Source organism: Thermophagus sp. OGC60D27 (assembly GCF_052400625.1).
Classification (GTDB): domain Bacteria; phylum Bacteroidota; class Bacteroidia; order Bacteroidales; family Marinilabiliaceae; genus Thermophagus.
On the sequence record NZ_JBQTGH010000015.1, the window covers coordinates 17,239 to 33,617 of the forward strand.

General features: G+C 40.0%; 13 protein-coding genes. 11 read left to right on the forward strand and 2 right to left on the reverse strand.

What is annotated here, in order from left to right; translation table 11 throughout:
• Positions 1 to 40 precede the first annotated feature (40 nt).
• Together panD and panC are read right to left on the reverse strand one after the other, a co-directional pair.
• A complete protein-coding gene (panD, locus tag ACT29H_RS15065) occupies positions 41 to 391 on the reverse strand; it encodes an aspartate 1-decarboxylase (RefSeq protein ID WP_444822478.1) in 351 nt (116 codons plus the stop codon).
• Complete coding sequence (gene panC / locus ACT29H_RS15070) at positions 391 to 1,242, reverse strand: pantoate--beta-alanine ligase (RefSeq protein WP_444822479.1); 852 nt, start codon at positions 1,240 to 1,242, stop codon at positions 391 to 393. The genes panD and panC overlap by 1 nt, the downstream gene beginning before the upstream one ends.
• Positions 1,243 to 1,854: 612 nt before the next feature.
• Here panC and ACT29H_RS15075 point away from each other — a divergent pair.
• The 11 genes from ACT29H_RS15075 to glmS all read left to right on the forward strand — a co-directional run bounded on the left by ACT29H_RS15075 (position 1,855) and on the right by glmS (position 16,286).
• Positions 1,855 to 2,655 (forward strand): glycogen/starch synthase, encoded by an 801-nt coding sequence (locus ACT29H_RS15075; RefSeq protein ID WP_444822480.1) that lies wholly within the window; start codon positions 1,855 to 1,857, stop codon positions 2,653 to 2,655.
• A gap of 39 nt (positions 2,656 to 2,694) precedes the next feature.
• Positions 2,695 to 4,191: a DUF4270 family protein gene (locus ACT29H_RS15080; protein ID WP_444822481.1), complete on the forward strand. Its 1,497-nt coding sequence runs from the start codon at positions 2,695 to 2,697 to the stop codon at positions 4,189 to 4,191.
• Between the two features lie 294 nt (positions 4,192 to 4,485).
• Entirely contained in the window at positions 4,486 to 5,097 is a 612-nt protein-coding gene (locus tag ACT29H_RS15085) for a V-type ATP synthase subunit E (protein WP_444822482.1), read from the forward strand.
• Between the two features lie 2 nt (positions 5,098 to 5,099).
• Positions 5,100 to 5,969 (forward strand): DUF2764 family protein, encoded by an 870-nt coding sequence (locus tag ACT29H_RS15090; protein ID WP_444822483.1) that lies wholly within the window; start codon positions 5,100 to 5,102, stop codon positions 5,967 to 5,969.
• On the forward strand, positions 5,953 to 7,749 hold the full coding sequence (locus ACT29H_RS15095) for a V-type ATP synthase subunit A (RefSeq protein WP_444822484.1): 1,797 nt from the start codon (positions 5,953 to 5,955) through the stop codon (positions 7,747 to 7,749). The genes ACT29H_RS15090 and ACT29H_RS15095 overlap by 17 nt, the downstream gene beginning before the upstream one ends.
• 142 nt (positions 7,750 to 7,891) lie before the next feature.
• Positions 7,892 to 9,211 (forward strand): V-type ATP synthase subunit B, encoded by a 1,320-nt coding sequence (locus tag ACT29H_RS15100; RefSeq protein ID WP_444822485.1) that lies wholly within the window; start codon positions 7,892 to 7,894, stop codon positions 9,209 to 9,211.
• A gap of 86 nt (positions 9,212 to 9,297) precedes the next feature.
• Complete coding sequence (locus tag ACT29H_RS15105; protein ID WP_444822486.1) at positions 9,298 to 9,900, forward strand: V-type ATP synthase subunit D; 603 nt, start codon at positions 9,298 to 9,300, stop codon at positions 9,898 to 9,900.
• Positions 9,897 to 11,726: a V-type ATP synthase subunit I gene (locus ACT29H_RS15110; protein WP_444822487.1), complete on the forward strand. Its 1,830-nt coding sequence runs from the start codon at positions 9,897 to 9,899 to the stop codon at positions 11,724 to 11,726. The genes ACT29H_RS15105 and ACT29H_RS15110 overlap by 4 nt, the downstream gene beginning before the upstream one ends.
• Positions 11,727 to 11,755: 29 nt before the next feature.
• Positions 11,756 to 12,208, forward strand: coding sequence for a V-type ATP synthase subunit K (locus ACT29H_RS15115; RefSeq protein ID WP_444822488.1), 453 nt, complete (start codon positions 11,756 to 11,758; stop codon positions 12,206 to 12,208).
• A gap of 224 nt (positions 12,209 to 12,432) precedes the next feature.
• On the forward strand, positions 12,433 to 14,418 hold the full coding sequence (locus ACT29H_RS15120; RefSeq protein WP_444822489.1) for a DUF4954 family protein: 1,986 nt from the start codon (positions 12,433 to 12,435) through the stop codon (positions 14,416 to 14,418).
• Positions 14,419 to 14,447: 29 nt separating this feature from the next.
• On the forward strand, positions 14,448 to 16,286 hold the full coding sequence (gene glmS, locus ACT29H_RS15125; RefSeq protein ID WP_444822490.1) for a glutamine--fructose-6-phosphate transaminase (isomerizing): 1,839 nt from the start codon (positions 14,448 to 14,450) through the stop codon (positions 16,284 to 16,286).
• The last annotated feature ends 93 nt before the right edge of the window (positions 16,287 to 16,379 follow it).

Below are 16,379 nucleotides of genomic sequence, written 5' to 3' on the forward strand. Positions count from 1 at the left end.
GCCGGGGCTGCAAATCTCAAAGTTTCGTAACGTTAAATCTCTACACCAACTTATTGGTAGATGTATCCGGAAAAACAAAAACAGGCTTAAACTTTTTTGCTTCCTCAATTGGCATAGAGGCATAGGTTATTATAATAACCGTATCTCCCACTGCCACCTTTCGTGCGGCAGCGCCATTCAAACAAATCACACCTGAACCGGGCTCGCCTTTAATAACATAAGTTTCCAAGCGTTCCCCATTGTTGTTATTAACCACTTGCACCTTCTCATTTTCGATAATATTGGCAGCTTCCATCAATTCTGCATCAATGGTAATGCTTCCAACATAATTCAGATTGGCTTCAGTGACCGTCACATTGTGCAATTTGGATTTTACAACCTCTATATTCATTATTTCACAAATTTGTAAACCACGTTATCAATAAGTCGAACTTCTCCAACATAAACTGCAATGCATCCAACAATATAGTTGCTTTCCTGCCAGTTGTCAACCGGCTGTAATGTATTACCGTCCACAATCTGGAAATATTCCAGTTTAAAATCATCACTCTTGTCGACCATCCCCTTAACCAGGTCTATGGTCTCACGTACCGTATTATTTTCTACAAAATTACAAGATTCCAACAAAGTTTGAGCTATCAAGGGCGCACTTTTTCTTTGCTTTTCTGTTAAAAGTCGATTTCTTGAACTCATGGCCAACCCGTCAGGTTCTCTGACAATAGGACAAGCTACAATCTCCGTGCCCAAACCCAATTGTCTGACTAAATCGCGAACAATGACCAATTGCTGAAAATCCTTTTGTCCAAAAAAGGCTTTATCAGGCCCTATCATATCAAAAAGCCGACAGATTACCTGGGCAACGCCATTAAAATGACCCGGCCGATGTGCTCCTTCCATGACTTTATCCAGTTGTCCGAAATCAAACTCCCGAGTATCCGGCTCCGGGTATACTTCTTCAACAGATGGTGCAAATAGCAGATCGCACGAAACCGTATTCAAAAGAGCAATATCCTCATCCAGGTTGCGCGGATACCGCTCCAGATCTTTACGGTCATTAAACTGCGTCGGATTTACAAAAACACTAACAACGACAATGTCACTTTCCCGCCTTGCCTGCCTGATTAGCGACAAATGCCCCTCATGAAGCGCTCCCATCGTAGGAACAAATCCAACCGACTTAGAAGCGTTCCTAAGAGCAGACAACCGTTCATCAAGGTCTTTTCTTGTTTTTACTATATCCATAATGGTTTAATCAAAAATATATCTGATTCCGGTATTCTTTTCAAAAAATACCAGTTACAAAGTATAAACACGTTAATTCCAAACAATCCTTTATTTATCAATAAGAAATCTAACTTTTAAGATCAAATAGCGTTCAATAATTTCTACTATCCAGACAAAAGATCTAAGTATACCTTTGACATTCACAATTAAACTTCAAAAACGCGACAAAATAAAAAAATAATTCTCACTTAGGAAAAGAAATCACCAAATACTCTGAACACCGAAATTCAACAAAATGATTTTACTCAATATAACAATAAGCTCTTCATACCAATACAACTCATCTAAATCATTGGTATATTGAGACTCAAATGGCTTGTTTAAAATATATACATGTGTTCTGTTTTGACAAACATCATCATGATCATTTCATTGGATCAAAAATCCTGAGAAAAAACAATTCCCGTTTTTTTTACACCCACCATCCACTCACCACTTATAAAATTATTAAACAACGGGTGTATTGAATATCAACCTTAATGAAACACACTGAGAAAACTCAAACTTTGTTTAGGTCGCATATTTTTCGTATTTTTGTGCAACGTATATATCTTAATATATCCTTGAAAAATGGAAAATAACAAGGTCTTATTCATCTCTCAGGAAATTACACCTTATCTGCCTGAAAACTCCATGTCAGTCCTTTGCAGAAAACTCCCTCAGGGCATTCAGGAAAGAGGCAAACAAATCAGAACTTTTATGCCCCGATTTGGGAACATTAACGAAAGACGAAATCAATTGCATGAGGTAATTCGTCTCTCAGGAATGAATCTCATTATCGACGACACCGACCATCCTTTAATCATTAAAGTGGCATCGATTCAAGCTGCTCGAATGCAAGTCTATTTCATCGACAATGAAGATTATTTTTCCAGAAAATATACCATCACTGATGATAATGGCAAAGAATTTGAGGATAACGATGAGCGTATAATCTTTTTTGCCAGAGGCGTACTAGAAACCACAAAAAAACTAAGATGGGCCCCTGATGTAGTGCATTGTCAGGGTTGGTTTACCGCCCTCGCGCCACTTTATATTAAGAAAGCCATGAACGATGATCCCTATTTTGCCAATTCAAAGGTCGTTTATTCTGTATTTGATGATGGATTTAAAAATGATCTAAACCAATCCATGACAGAAAAAGCGAAAATTGAAGGGATCAATGATGACGATTTAAAAACGTTAAACCCTGCCAACTTTATCAATCTGACAAAATTGGCTATAGATAATTCGGATGGCATCATACAGGGATCAGAACAAATTGACAGTGAAATAGTAAAATATATCAAAGACTCAGGAAAACCTTTTTTAGAATATCAACCCGAAGAAAAATACATTGATGCTTACAATGATTTCTACGATAGTTTGTAAGTAAATTTACAAGGGAAAAACTAAACAGACTGGATTTTTATGCTGAAAAAACTAAAAAAAAGGCATCTTGTGCCATTATTTATCGCTTCACTTGCCTTGGTCGTTTCCTGTGACAATGAAACAGGAACATTAGGATTGGAAGTATTGCCATCTGATGAATTGTTTTCAGGAGAAGACTTGAAGTATTATATTCCTGTCAGCAACGAAAATCCGAACAGGCTTCAGTCTGATGATGTAGATTATGCACTTATTGGAAGTGTTGACGATCCCGAAGCCGGAAATACTGAGGCATCTTTTGTTACGCAGGTGAATATCGGCCTTCTGAACGGTTCCTTAGACAAAAGTGATTCAACGCACCAATACTTTGTTGATTCACTGGTATTAAATCTTGCTTATAATAGATATTCCTGGTTTGGCGACAAAGAGGCACGTCATTCAATAAAAGTTTATAGGGTCAATTCACCGCTCTTCTTTTCGGAGGACTATTATTCAGATATGGACCTAGAAGGAATGTATGATCCTTCATCCATCGGGGAAAGAATCAGTAGCGCATGGGATGCTTTACCCGACTCTGTTTGGGAAGATGACAATTACATTCATCAATGGCAAATAAAACTAAGCGACGAGTTGGCGGAAGAAATATTCAATTATTCGGACGATATCATGAATTCTCGTGAGGAATTCAAAGAAAATTTCGGAGCTTTATTTGTCAAATCTGAACTGCTCGACAACGACACCTATGGCTCTTTGATTAGAATGAACATGCTGGCAGCTGAGACAAATCTTGAGCTTTATTATTCTTACCATATAATTGACACTACGACCAACGAAGTAGATACTACCATGCATACTTCTTACACATTCCCGATCAATAAAGAATGTGTCCGTATCAACAGATTTAATCACGACCATAAGGGAATTGTAGATTTTTCCAATCCCAATGCGGATCAATTAATAGTTCAGGGAATGGCAGGTAGTTTTGTAAAAATAGACTTTAATAATATTGAAACGACGATTGAAGGAAGTACTAAAAAACTTTTCGACATTTGGGAAGAAAAGATAGAGAACAATTCAGATAACTCCAGCCTTTTTTACGGCATTAGTGCTGTAGATATCTATTTCCAGGTGGACACCACTGTTCAAAACCAATATGAGGATTTTTACAGCCCCATTCCACAGGCACTTTCTTTAAATGTCATGGATGAATCCGGGAAACTGGAAATCCCGGAGTATTATTACCTAAGTCAGGAAGTTGCAGATGCCAATGATATTGACGACTACCAAAAAGACTGGTCGCCGGGATTTGAAGGGGGAGCCTTCAACTCGGAAACTGGAGAATACTGGTTCCGAATGAGTGGCGAAACATTTCGAATGATGGTCGAAAAACCAGAATTAAGAGGCCCTTATTATCTAGCGCCTTACAATGCATCCAGTTTCCCGTGGCGAACGATCCTCAAAAACCATACCCCATCATCAGATGATTCTGAAACAGGACCAACGTTGAGGGTAAAATATGTATTTGTTTCGAAAAATTAATTTTCAATTTCTTAAATAGAAAAAACGCCTTATGTGATGATTGTTACATAAGGCGTTTTTTCTATTCACTTCAGAAACCAAATTCTACATCTCGGGAAAAAGACTACGACCAAGGTCCAACACCTCAAAAAACATTAAACAACTGATTTATAACCAACACCAACATAAAGATACGTTTACAATCAATCATGCATCAATTCTAAAAATCTTATTTTTTGCTTGATAATTTCAAAAGAGTTATTTTAGGGCCACTAATTCAGAAAAAATTGTTTCTACCCGATAAAATCTGAACCTATGACACATAAACTTCAGGACCTGACCGAAAAGATTTACAATGAAGGCGTCCGGAAAGCTAAAGAAGAGGCCGAGAAGATATTGAAAGAAGCCGAAAAAAAGGCGTCTCAAATGGAAGAAGAGGCCAGCCAAAAAGCGAAAAAAATCGTTGATGAAGCTGAGAAAAAAGCGCAAGAAACAAAAATGCATGTGGAAGCCGAAATGAAAATGGCTCTCAAACAATCAACCACAGCATTAAAGCAAAGCATCGCCAATATGGTGACCATGCAGGCGATCGAACCCGCCACCGACCAATTATTTTCTGACAAGAAGTACCTTAGTGAATTGATCGTAAAAACTGTGGAGGGTTGGATTAAACATGAAAGTACGGACTTGGAGGTTATCCTTCCCGAATCGGACCGGGGAAAAATGGAAGAATATTTCAAAAATCAGTTGGCTCATCATTTAAATAAAGGGCTTTCTCTCTCTTTCTCTAAAAATCTCAAATCAGGTTTTAAAATAGGTCCCGCAGATGGTGGATATGTGATCAGCTTTACCGATGAGGATTTCAATAACTTCTTTAAAGCTTATTTGCGGCCAAAAACCAACGAATTGCTGTTTGAATCTAAATAGCCATGAATAAAAACTATTACTGCCTTGTCGCCGGATTACCAGATATTGTACCTGATGAAAAAAAACTGCCCTTTTCCTCCGTTCAATTTCGTGATCAGCTTAAAGAGGAGTTAACCCAAACCGACTTTGAACTGGTTCAACTTTTCTTTTTACGTTTTGATCATAAAAACCTACTCAATCTTTTTTTCGCCACTACCGAACAAATAGACTGGGATCATAGGGGGAACTTTTCACGTCAAGAGCTGGAACCTCTTACCGACAGGAAAGTACTCGACATGGTTGATTTCTCCATCTTTCCCGAATATCTTCGTAATTTCATTTTCTTAATGCATTCGGAAGAGGCTCCAAAAAAGAAAATAGATGCTTCCAGGATACTTAGTTCCGGATATTACCAACTCCTGGAGGTTTCAGACAACCAGTTTGTTCGAGAAGTAAGTCAATTTTTGAAAACACGATCAAACATTATTACTGCCCTCAACATTCGTAAACATCAGCTCTCAGCCACAAACCTCTTAATCGGGGAAGATGAAATAACTGATGCATTGAAGAAGAGCAGAGTTCGCGATTTCGGGCTGTCTACCGAGGTAGAATATATTGAAGACTTATTGCAAATTTTTGAGAACACCAATCTCCGAGAAAGGGAGATGAAGCTCGATATGCAAACTTGGGAATTCATCGAAGATGCAACCTTCTTTAATTTTTTCTCGATAGAACGTATTTTGGCCTTTTTGTTAAAACTCTTCATCGCAGAACGTTGGACAGAGTTAGATCCGCAAAAAGGACGCGAAATGTTTGACAAAATATTTACTCAACTAAAGTCGGGTTTTGAATTCCCCGAAGAATACACTTTGACCTATGGAAAAAAACGATAAAACGACCGGGATCGTTACCGGAATTATTGCCAATCTTGTTGTTGTGGATGTAGATGGTCCGGTTGGACAAAACGAGATTTGTTACATTCGCCACAATGAGGAGCAATTGATGGCAGAAGTGATAAAAATCACTGGGAAACAGGCCTATGTTCAGGTTTTTGAAAGCACCAGAGGGCTGAAACCCGGTAGTAAAGTGGAATTTGAAGGTCACATGCTTGAAGTGACATTAGGGCCGGGAATGCTTTCTCGCAATTACGATGGTCTGCAAAATGACCTGGACAAGATGGAGGGTGTTTTCCTGAAAAGGGGTGATTATACAGACCCTCTTGACAGAAAGAAAAAATGGCATTTTAGACCATTGGCAACCCTTGGAGATGAAGTAACAGCCGGAGATTGGTTGGGCGAAGTTGAAGAAAACGGAATGCCTCATCGAATTATGGTTCCCTTTAAACTAAACGGCACATTCACCTTAAAATCAATAGTAAAAGAAGGAGACTATACCGTTGATGACGAAATAGCAGTCATCGAAAACAGTAAAGGGGAGACCATAAGCGTTAACATGGTTCAAAAATGGCCTGTAAAAATTCCAATCAAAGCTTACAAAGAAAAACCACGTCCCTTCAAACTTCTGGAAACCGGCGTACGCTGTATTGACACATTAAATCCCATTACCGAGGGCGGTACCGGTTTTATACCAGGGCCATTCGGCACCGGAAAAACAGTTCTTCAACATGCAATTTCAAAGCAGGCAGAAGCAGATATTGTTATTATGGCAGCCTGTGGCGAAAGAGCCAATGAAGTGGTGGAAATTTTTAAAGAGTTTCCCGAACTGGACGATCCAAGAACAGGAAAAAAACTTATTGAAAGGACCATAATTATTGCCAACACCTCTAACATGCCGGTCGCGGCACGCGAAGCGTCGGTATATACAGCCATGACGCTTGGAGAATATTACCGGTCCATGGGACTTAAAGTTCTGTTAATGGCCGATTCTACGTCCAGGTGGGCTCAGGCTCTAAGAGAGATGTCGAACCGACTGGAAGAATTACCAGGCCCCGACGCATTTCCAATGGACCTTTCAGCGATTATTTCCAATTTCTATTCAAGGGCAGGTTTTGTCAATCTAAACAACGGAAAAACTGGTTCTATCACATTCATCGGAACAGTGTCTCCTGCAGGAGGAAACCTGAAAGAACCGGTCACTGAAAACACAAGAAAAGCAGCCCGTTGTTTCTACGGACTTTCTCAGGATCGAGCCGATAGTAAACGTTATCCCGCTATCGACCCCATCGACAGCTATTCTAAATATCTGGAATATCCCGAGCTTCAGGAATCTCTTAAAAAGAGTCTGGGAGACCAGTGGCTTAATCATGTTCTGAAAACCAAAGATGTTTTGTTAAGAGGTAAGGAAGCCAACGAACAAATCAACATTCTTGGGGATGATGGGGTCCCTATGGAATTTCACGAACGCTTTTGGAAAGCAGAACTTATTGATTTTGTAATCCTGCAACAGGATGCCTTTGACAAGATTGACGCATCCACACCATTGGAACGTCAAAAATATATGCTCGAAAAAGTACTCTACATTGTAGATGCCAAATTCTCCTTTAAACACTTTGAAGAAGTAGGTGGGTTTTTTAAACGCATCATAAATCAATTTAAACAAATGAACTACTCTCAATATAAATCAGAGCAGTTCAACAACTTTGAAAAAGAACTGGAAGAAATATTGAAAGAGTTTTTAGCGGTATCAAATGAACCAGAAAAAGAAATCGCATAATTTCTTTCTGGTACAGAAAATTATCAACTATAGCAGATAGAGATATATTATCAACCGGGTCAATCCGAATGATTTTTTTAATCCTATCAAGTAAAGTTTTTCCGAATATTCAGGTGCCAATAACTTAATAAATTAGACACGAATGAAAAGTCAGGCATTTCAAAAGGTATATACAAAATTGAACAATATCACCAAAGCCACAGTTTCGCTTACCGCCAAAGAGGTAGGATATGACGAAATGGCCATAGTCAACGGCAGGATGGCACAGGTGGTTAAAATAATGGGTGATCAGGTTGTTCTCCAGGTATTTTCCGGAACAGAAGGCATTCCAACCAATGCAGAAATAACATTTTTGGGAAATCCTCCTCAATTAAAAGTGAGTGATGAACTTTCAGGAAGATTTTTTAATGCATATGGTCAACCCATCGATGGCGGACCTGAAATTGAAGGAGAAATTCGAGAAATTGGCGGACCTTCAGTGAATCCCGTCCGACGTGAACAACCTTCACAACTTATTGCAACAGGGATTGCGGGGATTGACCTTAACAACAGTCTTGTCTCAGGACAGAAAATTCCCTTTTTTGCTGATAGCGACCAGCCTTACAATCAGGTGATGGCCAATGTGGCATTGAGAGCTAAAGCCGACAAAATTATTCTGGGGGGTATGGGACTTTCTAACGACGATTATCTCTATTTCAAACAAGTATTTGACAATGCAGGTGCACTTGACAGGATTATCAGCTTTGTCAATACGACTGAAAATCCGCCGGTAGAAAGGCTTCTGGTTCCCGACATGGCCCTTACTGCTGCTGAATATTTTGCCGTAGACAAAAATGAAAGTGTATTGGTTCTACTCACGGACATGACACTTTTTGCGGATGCCTTAAGTATCGTCTCCAATAGAATGGATCAAATTCCCTCAAAAGATAGTATGCCTGGATCATTATACTCCGATCTCGCGCGCATCTATGAAAAAGCGGTTCAGTTTCCGTCAGGTGGATCCATTACCATCATCGCCGTAACAACACTTTCAGGAGGAGATATCACGCATGCTATCCCTGACAATACCGGTTACATCACAGAAGGACAGTTGTTCCTGAGACGCGACACCGAAATCGGAAAAGTGATTGTCGATCCATTCCGTTCCCTTTCACGCTTAAAACAGCTGGTTATTGGCAAACAAACACGTGAAGATCACCCCCAAGTAATGAACACCGCGGTTCGACTCTATGCAGATGCAGCCAACGCAAGAACAAAACTGGAAAACGGATTCGATCTTACCGATTATGACGAACGAACCTTACATTTTGCTCGCGACTATTCAGACATGCTTCTCGCTATCGACGTCAATGTTGATACCGATACCATGCTGGATATAGCTTGGCAGCTTTTTAGCAAGTACTTCTCAAAAGCTGAGGTCGGAATCCGAAAAGACCTTGTGGATAAATTCTGGAAAGAATAAAATTACAAATGCACTTTTTTCAGAAAGCAATTGCCCAGATAGTTTAATCTGCTTCTTATTTTTTAGAACAAAACCAAGGAGAAAAAGTGGCTATAAAATTTCAATATAATAAGACATCGCAGCAGTCCCTCGCCAAACAGCTAAAAGTACGAGAGCGGGCTTTGCCAACCCTTAAAAACAAAGAAGCGGCATTGCGGTTAGAAGTTAAAAATGCCAAAGATCATGCCCTGAAAGTGGAAAGGGAACTCAATAAACAGCTGGAAGCATACAGCGATATTATGAGCCTATGGAGTGAGTTCGACCCTTCTTTACTTCGAATTAAAGAAGTAAAACTCTCTACCAAAAAAATTGCTGGTGTACCTACGCCAGTGCTGGATGAAATTCTGTTCGATGTCACCGATTTTAACCAGTTCGAATCGCCAGCATGGTTCCCAGATGGAATTGAAATCCTGAAGAATATGACTAAACTCGCTGTGGAAAAGGAAATTTTTGAGCAAAAGATGAATTTACTTGATTTTGCCAGAAAAAAAACCACGCAAAAGGTAAATCTTTACGAGAAAGTTCAAATCCCTGGATTTCAGGATGCTATTCGAAAAATCAAACGATTTCTCGAAGATGAAGAAAACCTGTCTAAAGCAGCCCAAAAAATTGTAAAAAACAGACAACAAAAAGCGGAGGCTGAATTATGATTGTTCCAATGTTTAAATATTCCTACTTGGTTTTTCATACCGAGTTTCAAGAGTTCCTGAATCATCTCAAAGAACTGGGGGTCGTCCACATTGTTGAACATCAACGAGAGCCCTCTGTTGAAATGCAGGAATTATACAGACATATTAGCGATTTATCAAAAACCATCAAGGAATTAAAAAATCGCACGAAAAATGCGAATAAACCGACTGCATCAATTTCCTCTAAATCGGGAAAAGAACTGAATGAACGAATCGCCCGGATAAAAGATAATCTGGACCAGTTGCACCAAAAAGAAGCTGCTCTTATTAAGGAAGAAAAACAGGCCGAACCATGGGGCGAATTTTCCTTGGAGCTCCTTTCTCAATTGGAAAAAAGCACCTCGGTTTCTGTCCGATTCTTAGTTTGTCCTGTTCGGAAATTCGATGATGCATGGATCGAAAAATACCCTATTTCAATAATCTCAGATGCAGGAGGATACCGTTATTTTGTTTTGATTGACAATGAAGATTACTATGTCCGATTCATGGAGGAGTCTTCTCAACTGGATGAGGTTGGCAGACCAGAAAAAGAACTGTCTGACATCCGGAAAAAGAAACAGGAAATACATAATCAAATTGAGGAATTAAATAAAGAATTAGATCTTATTGCCTTTAAAGGTTATGATTTATTGCATAATTATAAATTAGACCTGGAAGACCAACTCAACAATATAAATGTCCAATACCAAACCCGTGAAGAAGCAGAGGGTAGCGTAAGACTGGTAGAAGGTTGGGTGCCTGCCGATAAAAAGGAAGTACTTGAAAAATGGCTCGACGAACAATCTGTCTATTACATAAAAGAAGAAGCCAGAGACGAAGAAAAACCTCCCATCTTGCTTAAGAATAATTCCTATTCCCGATTGTTTGAGCCGGTAGGCAAACTCTTTTCATTACCCTCTTACGGGGAACTGGATTTAACCCCATTCTTTGCCCCATTTTTCATGATGTTTTTCGGCTTTTGTTTAGGAGATGCCGGTTATGGATTGCTATTTATCATTGGGGCCACCCTAATGAAAAAGAAAGTGGAAAACAACATGAAACCCTTACTTTCTCTGGTTCAATGGTTAGGTGTCGCAACCGTATTATTTGGAGCCATCACGGGAACCCTTTTTGGTATTCAGTTAAGCAGCCTCTCGGTACCCTGGTTGACCAACGTAAAAGAAAAATTCCTTGATAATGACCAGATGTTTTCCCTCTCACTAGTCCTTGGAGGAATACAAATTCTTTTTGGGATGATATTGAAGGGTATCAATCAAATAAAACAAAAGGGTCTGTCTTATTCCCTCGCTACTTGGGGATGGTTTCTGTTGATTGTATCCAGCGGTCTCTTTTACCTTTTGGATCAACAAAAACCAGAGTCCGGGTATATGTGGAGTACCCCTCATCAAATTCTGACAGGGATTGCTCTGTTGGGGATTTTTGTATTCAACCATCCTAAACGTAATATTCTTGTCAATATAGGTTCGGGAATTTGGGATTCATATAATATGATTACAGGTGTTGTCGGGGATCTTCTCTCCTACATCCGACTCTTTGCGCTGGGATTGTCTAGTGCCATTCTGGGGTTAGTTTTTAACCAGTTAGCCTTTGAATTAAAACCCGACATTCCATTTTTAGGCGCCATTATTACTCTGGTGATATTATTGGTGGGACACGCCATAAATATATTCATGTCAGGGCTAGGCTCTTTTGTTCACCCCTTACGTCTTACTTTTGTGGAATTTTACAAAAATGCCGGTTTTATAGGCGGCGGAAGAGAATACAAACCATTTCAGAAGATTCATTAAATAATTTAATAATTTAAAACCAGTATCAAATGACACCAATTTTATTGGCCTACATAGGCATAGGAATCATGATCGCCCTGTCGGGCATTGGTAGCGCATATGGTGTTTCAATAGGTGGTAACGCCTCTATTGGCGCTATGAAAAAAAACAGCGACGCATTCGGAAACTACATTGTGCTCAGCGCTTTACCCGGAACCCAAGGTCTTTACGGTTTCATGGGTTACTTTATTCTTTCGGGGACTGGCGTACTCATCGATACCATTACCTGGGTACAAGCTTCCGCAGTCTTTGGCGCAGGTTTAGCCTTAGGACTGGTAGCCTTGCTCTCTGCTATTCGTCAGGGACAAGTTTGTGCCAACGGAATTGCGGGAATCGGATCAGGGCATGATCTGTTCGGAAGCACGTTGATCCTTGCTGTTTTCCCCGAGCTTTATGCGATCCTTGCTTTTGCTGCCACCTTTATCATCAGTGGTACTTTATAAAACGATTGCAAATAAATTGTCATAAAAGAGGTTGCCTCCACAGGCAACCTTTTTTTATGCACAATACCCATTTTTTTTAAGCATCTATTAATATTTATTGCTAAATTCGGCATTAACAGCCAGTTATACATTATTTTGTAATATGTATGACTTATTTTTTCGTCAATCCAATAATATCTATAGGTACCTTCAAGACCTACTAGAATTTCATAAAGCAATTAACTATGACGAGTTACCGACCTTTATCCACCCAGGAAATAAAAAAACTGGAACAACAAGGATGCGTTTGCGATAACTGGATTCAGATAAAAGTAAATGAAGGTTTTGATCCTGCTTATGTACGGCAAACCTATTTCTCAGGTGAAATTTTACTGGGTAAATTTCAGCGCAGCTTTAAATTCCCCGGTGGTGTCACCAAACACTCAGGCATTTTTAATGCTACAATTCATAATTCCATTATCGAAGACGACGTTTACATTAATCAGGTCAGAAATCAAATTGCCAATTACCACATTCAATGCAATGTGGTTATCGAAAATGTTGATTCCCTTACCACCGTGGGAAAACCCTGCTTCGGAAACGGACAAAAAATCGCCGTTCTAAATGAAGCGGGAGGCAGGGAAGTTCCCATTTTCAATGAGCTTTCGGCTCATACTGCTTATCTCATGGTTTTTTACCGTCACCGGCCCGGGTTGATTGAAATGTTGAATCGAATGGTGGATGACTATTGCAAAAAAGTCTGCTCGGAAAAAGGGACTGTGGAAAAAGGTGCTCGAATCCTTAATTCGAGAACCATTTTAAATGTCAACATTGGGACCGATGCAGTCGTTGAAGGTATTTACCGACTGGTTAACGGGACCATCAACAGTTCCTCCAAGCATCCCTCCTACTTTGGCCCGGGGGTTATTGCCGAAGACTTCATTGCCGCTAGCGGAGCCACCGTTACCGATGCCACCCTGATTTCCAAATGTTTTATCGGGCAGGGGTGTACGCTTGGCAAACATTATTCGGCGGAAAATTCTGTTTTTTTCGCCAATTGTCAGGGGTTTCATGGAGAGGCCTGTTCAATTTTTGCAGGTCCATACACCGTCTCTCACCATAAGTCCACCCTTCTTATTGCCGGTTATTATTCCTTTTTAAATGCCGGAAGCGGATCTAACCAAAGCAACCACTTATATAAATTGGGTCCTGTTCACCAAGGTGTTGTTGAACGGGGCAGCAAAACAACCAGCGACTCTTACCTCCTATGGCCTGCAAAAATAGGGGCATTCTCATTGGTTATGGGACGCCACTATAGAAATCCCGACACATCCAACTTCCCATTTTCATACCTGATCGAAAATAAAGACGAAAGTTACCTGGCACCGGGGGTTAGCCTTCGAAGCGTTGGGACCATGCGAGATGCCAGAAAATGGCCCACACGCGATAAACGAAAAGATCCCCACAAACTCGATTATATCACTTTCAATTTGTTAAGTCCCTACCTGGTGGACAAAATGATCAAAGGAAAAGAGACTCTCATCAAATTAAAAGAGACTTCCGGCGCCACTTCTGACTATTTCATGTATAACAGTGTCAAAATTGAAGCCAAGGCACTTGAACGGGGACTACAATTGTACGATATTGGTATCATCAAATTCCTTGGAAATGGATTATTAAAAAAATTAGAATTAGCAAAATTTAATTCTTTGGAAGAATTACGCCAAGCTTTAATCCCGGAATCGGAAGAGGGGGCCGGAGAATGGGTCGATATGGCCGGTCTTATTGTCCCAAAAGAAAAAGTTCTCCAACTGGCTGAAAAAATTGAGCATGGGAAAATCAATACTTTTCAGGAGATGAATGACACCTTTATGGAGTGGCATGATAATTACTATATGTGGGCCTGGAGCCGAAGTTATGCCATGTTTCAATCTGCCTTAAATATTGATTTGGCGAACATATCAAAGCAGCAATTGCTCGATTTTATTGACAAATGGAAATCAGCCGTTGTAAATCTAGATAAAATGATGTTTGAAGATGCCCGCAAGGAATTTACCCTAAAGGCACAGACCGGATTTGGGCTCGATGGTGAAGATGAGATTCGCAACAACGATTTTGAGCAGGTACGAGGAGCATTTGAAAAACATCCTACCGTCTGCGACATAGTCAATCATATTGAGAAAAAAGAAAAATTGGCAAAAATAATATCTGAAAAAATAAAATCTTTATAAAACTTTAATTCAATTAATATCCAAAATTTATGTGTGGCATCGTAGCTTATGTTGGTGAAAGAACAGCTTATCCAATCTTAATTAAAGGCCTGAAACGGCTTGAATATCGAGGATATGACTCTGCAGGAATAGCCCTTATTAATGACGAGACGCATTTATACAAATGCAAAGGGAAAGTAAAAGACTTAGAAAATATTGTTAAAGGAAAAGAAATTTCAGGTTCTATTGGAATGGGACATACCCGATGGGCTACTCATGGAGAACCCAATGACATTAATGCGCATCCCCATCAGTCCCAAAATGGAAAATTTATCCTAGTCCACAACGGAATCATCGAAAATTACAGTCACCTGAAAAAAGAATTAACCAATCGTGGCGTTTCCTTTAAAAGTGACACCGACACGGAAGTATTGGCTAATCTTATCGAAAATATCTATATGGAAAAAAAGGTGCCGGCCGAACTGGCAGTTCGACTGGCACTTACCAAAGTGGTAGGGGCCTATGGGCTGGTGATCTATTGCTCGGATGAACCAGGCCGTTTGATTGCTGCCAGAAAAGGAAGTCCTCTGGTTATCGGAGTAGGTGAAAACGAGTATTTTATGGCATCGGATGCCACCCCTATTATTGAATATACCGACCAAGTTGTTTTTCTCAATGACGAAGAGGTAGCCGTTATCGACACAGATCATTTCGACCTGAAAAATTTACACAACGACACTAAAACACCACAAATTCATAAAATCGAATTGAGCATTGATGAAATTGATAAAGGTGATTATGAACACTATATGCTCAAGGAAATCCATGACCAGCCGTCCTCGATAGAAGACACCTTCAGAGGACGAATCTCGATGGATCACAGCAAAATATTTTTGGGTGGAATTTTAGATGTTCTTCCCAAGCTGATCGATGCTCGTCGAATAATAATTGTAGCTTGTGGAACTTCATGGCATGCCGGACTGGTTGCCGAATACTTATTGGAAGAGTATGCCAAAGTGCCTGTAGAAGTAGAATATGCATCTGAATTCCGTTACCGCAAACCCATAATATATTCTGATGATGTGGTTATAGCCATCTCTCAAAGTGGAGAAACGGCCGATACTTTGGCTGCCATTAGAATGGTTCGAGAACAAAGTGATGCAACCATTCTGGGCATCTGCAATGTAGCAGGTTCATCCATCGCCCGCGAAACCGATGCAGGCGTATATACACACGCTGGAATAGAGATAGGAGTAGCATCAACAAAAGCCTTTACAGCACAAATTACAGTTCTTACAATGATGGCCTTTCTCATTGGCCACCGAAAAAAACTGATTCCTGATTCAGACTATTTAGAGCTGGTAAATGCCCTTACCGAGATTCCTGATAAGATGAGGGAAATCATCAAACACGAAGGGTTTATTAAAGATGTGGCCAATCAATACACAAAAGTTAACAATGCCTTGTATCTGGGACGGGGACTTCTATATCCTGTTGCACTCGAAGGAGCACTAAAACTCAAAGAAATTTCATATATCCATGCCGAAGGGTATCCCGCTGCTGAGATGAAACACGGACCTATCGCCCTGATTGACGAAAATATGCCTGTTTTTGTTTTGGCAGTTAAAGACGACTCTTACGAAAAGATCGTTAGCAACATTCAGGAGGTTAAAGCCAGAAATGGCAAAATTGTAGCCATCGTCACGCAAGGAGAAAAAACCATTAAAAAGATGGCCAATCATGTCATTGAAATACCTGCCTGCCATCGCTCCCTATCTCCACTCTTGGCTGTGGTTCCCTTACAGATCATCTCTTATCAAATCGCAGTCATGAGAGGTTGTAATGTGGATCAGCCCAGAAACCTCGCAAAATCAGTTACCGTGGAATAAGAGGTAGCCCAACCAATCATAAGCTTATCTGAAAATGATAAAGCAGGCCGTCCAAAAGAGAATAAACAATCTTTTCGTCGGCCTGCTTCTTTT

Bases quoted from the DNA above. Each gene is read 5' to 3' on its own strand.
- panD (WP_444822478.1), bottom strand. From the start codon at position 391: ATGAATATAGAGGTTGTAAAATCCAAATTGCACAATGTGACGGTCACT.
- panC (WP_444822479.1), bottom strand. From the start codon at position 1,242: ATGGATATAGTAAAAACAAGAAAAGACCTTGATGAACGGTTGTCTGCT.
- ACT29H_RS15075 (WP_444822480.1), top strand. From the start codon at position 1,855: ATGGAAAATAACAAGGTCTTATTCATCTCTCAGGAAATTACACCTTAT.
- ACT29H_RS15080 (WP_444822481.1), top strand. From the start codon at position 2,695: ATGCTGAAAAAACTAAAAAAAAGGCATCTTGTGCCATTATTTATCGCT.
- ACT29H_RS15085 (WP_444822482.1), top strand. From the start codon at position 4,486: ATGACACATAAACTTCAGGACCTGACCGAAAAGATTTACAATGAAGGC.
- ACT29H_RS15090 (WP_444822483.1), top strand. From the start codon at position 5,100: ATGAATAAAAACTATTACTGCCTTGTCGCCGGATTACCAGATATTGTA.
- ACT29H_RS15095 (WP_444822484.1), top strand. From the start codon at position 5,953: ATGGAAAAAAACGATAAAACGACCGGGATCGTTACCGGAATTATTGCC.
- ACT29H_RS15100 (WP_444822485.1), top strand. From the start codon at position 7,892: ATGAAAAGTCAGGCATTTCAAAAGGTATATACAAAATTGAACAATATC.
- ACT29H_RS15110 (WP_444822487.1), top strand. From the start codon at position 9,897: ATGATTGTTCCAATGTTTAAATATTCCTACTTGGTTTTTCATACCGAG.
- ACT29H_RS15115 (WP_444822488.1), top strand. From the start codon at position 11,756: ATGACACCAATTTTATTGGCCTACATAGGCATAGGAATCATGATCGCC.
- ACT29H_RS15120 (WP_444822489.1), top strand. From the start codon at position 12,433: ATGACGAGTTACCGACCTTTATCCACCCAGGAAATAAAAAAACTGGAA.
- glmS (WP_444822490.1), top strand. From the start codon at position 14,448: ATGTGTGGCATCGTAGCTTATGTTGGTGAAAGAACAGCTTATCCAATC.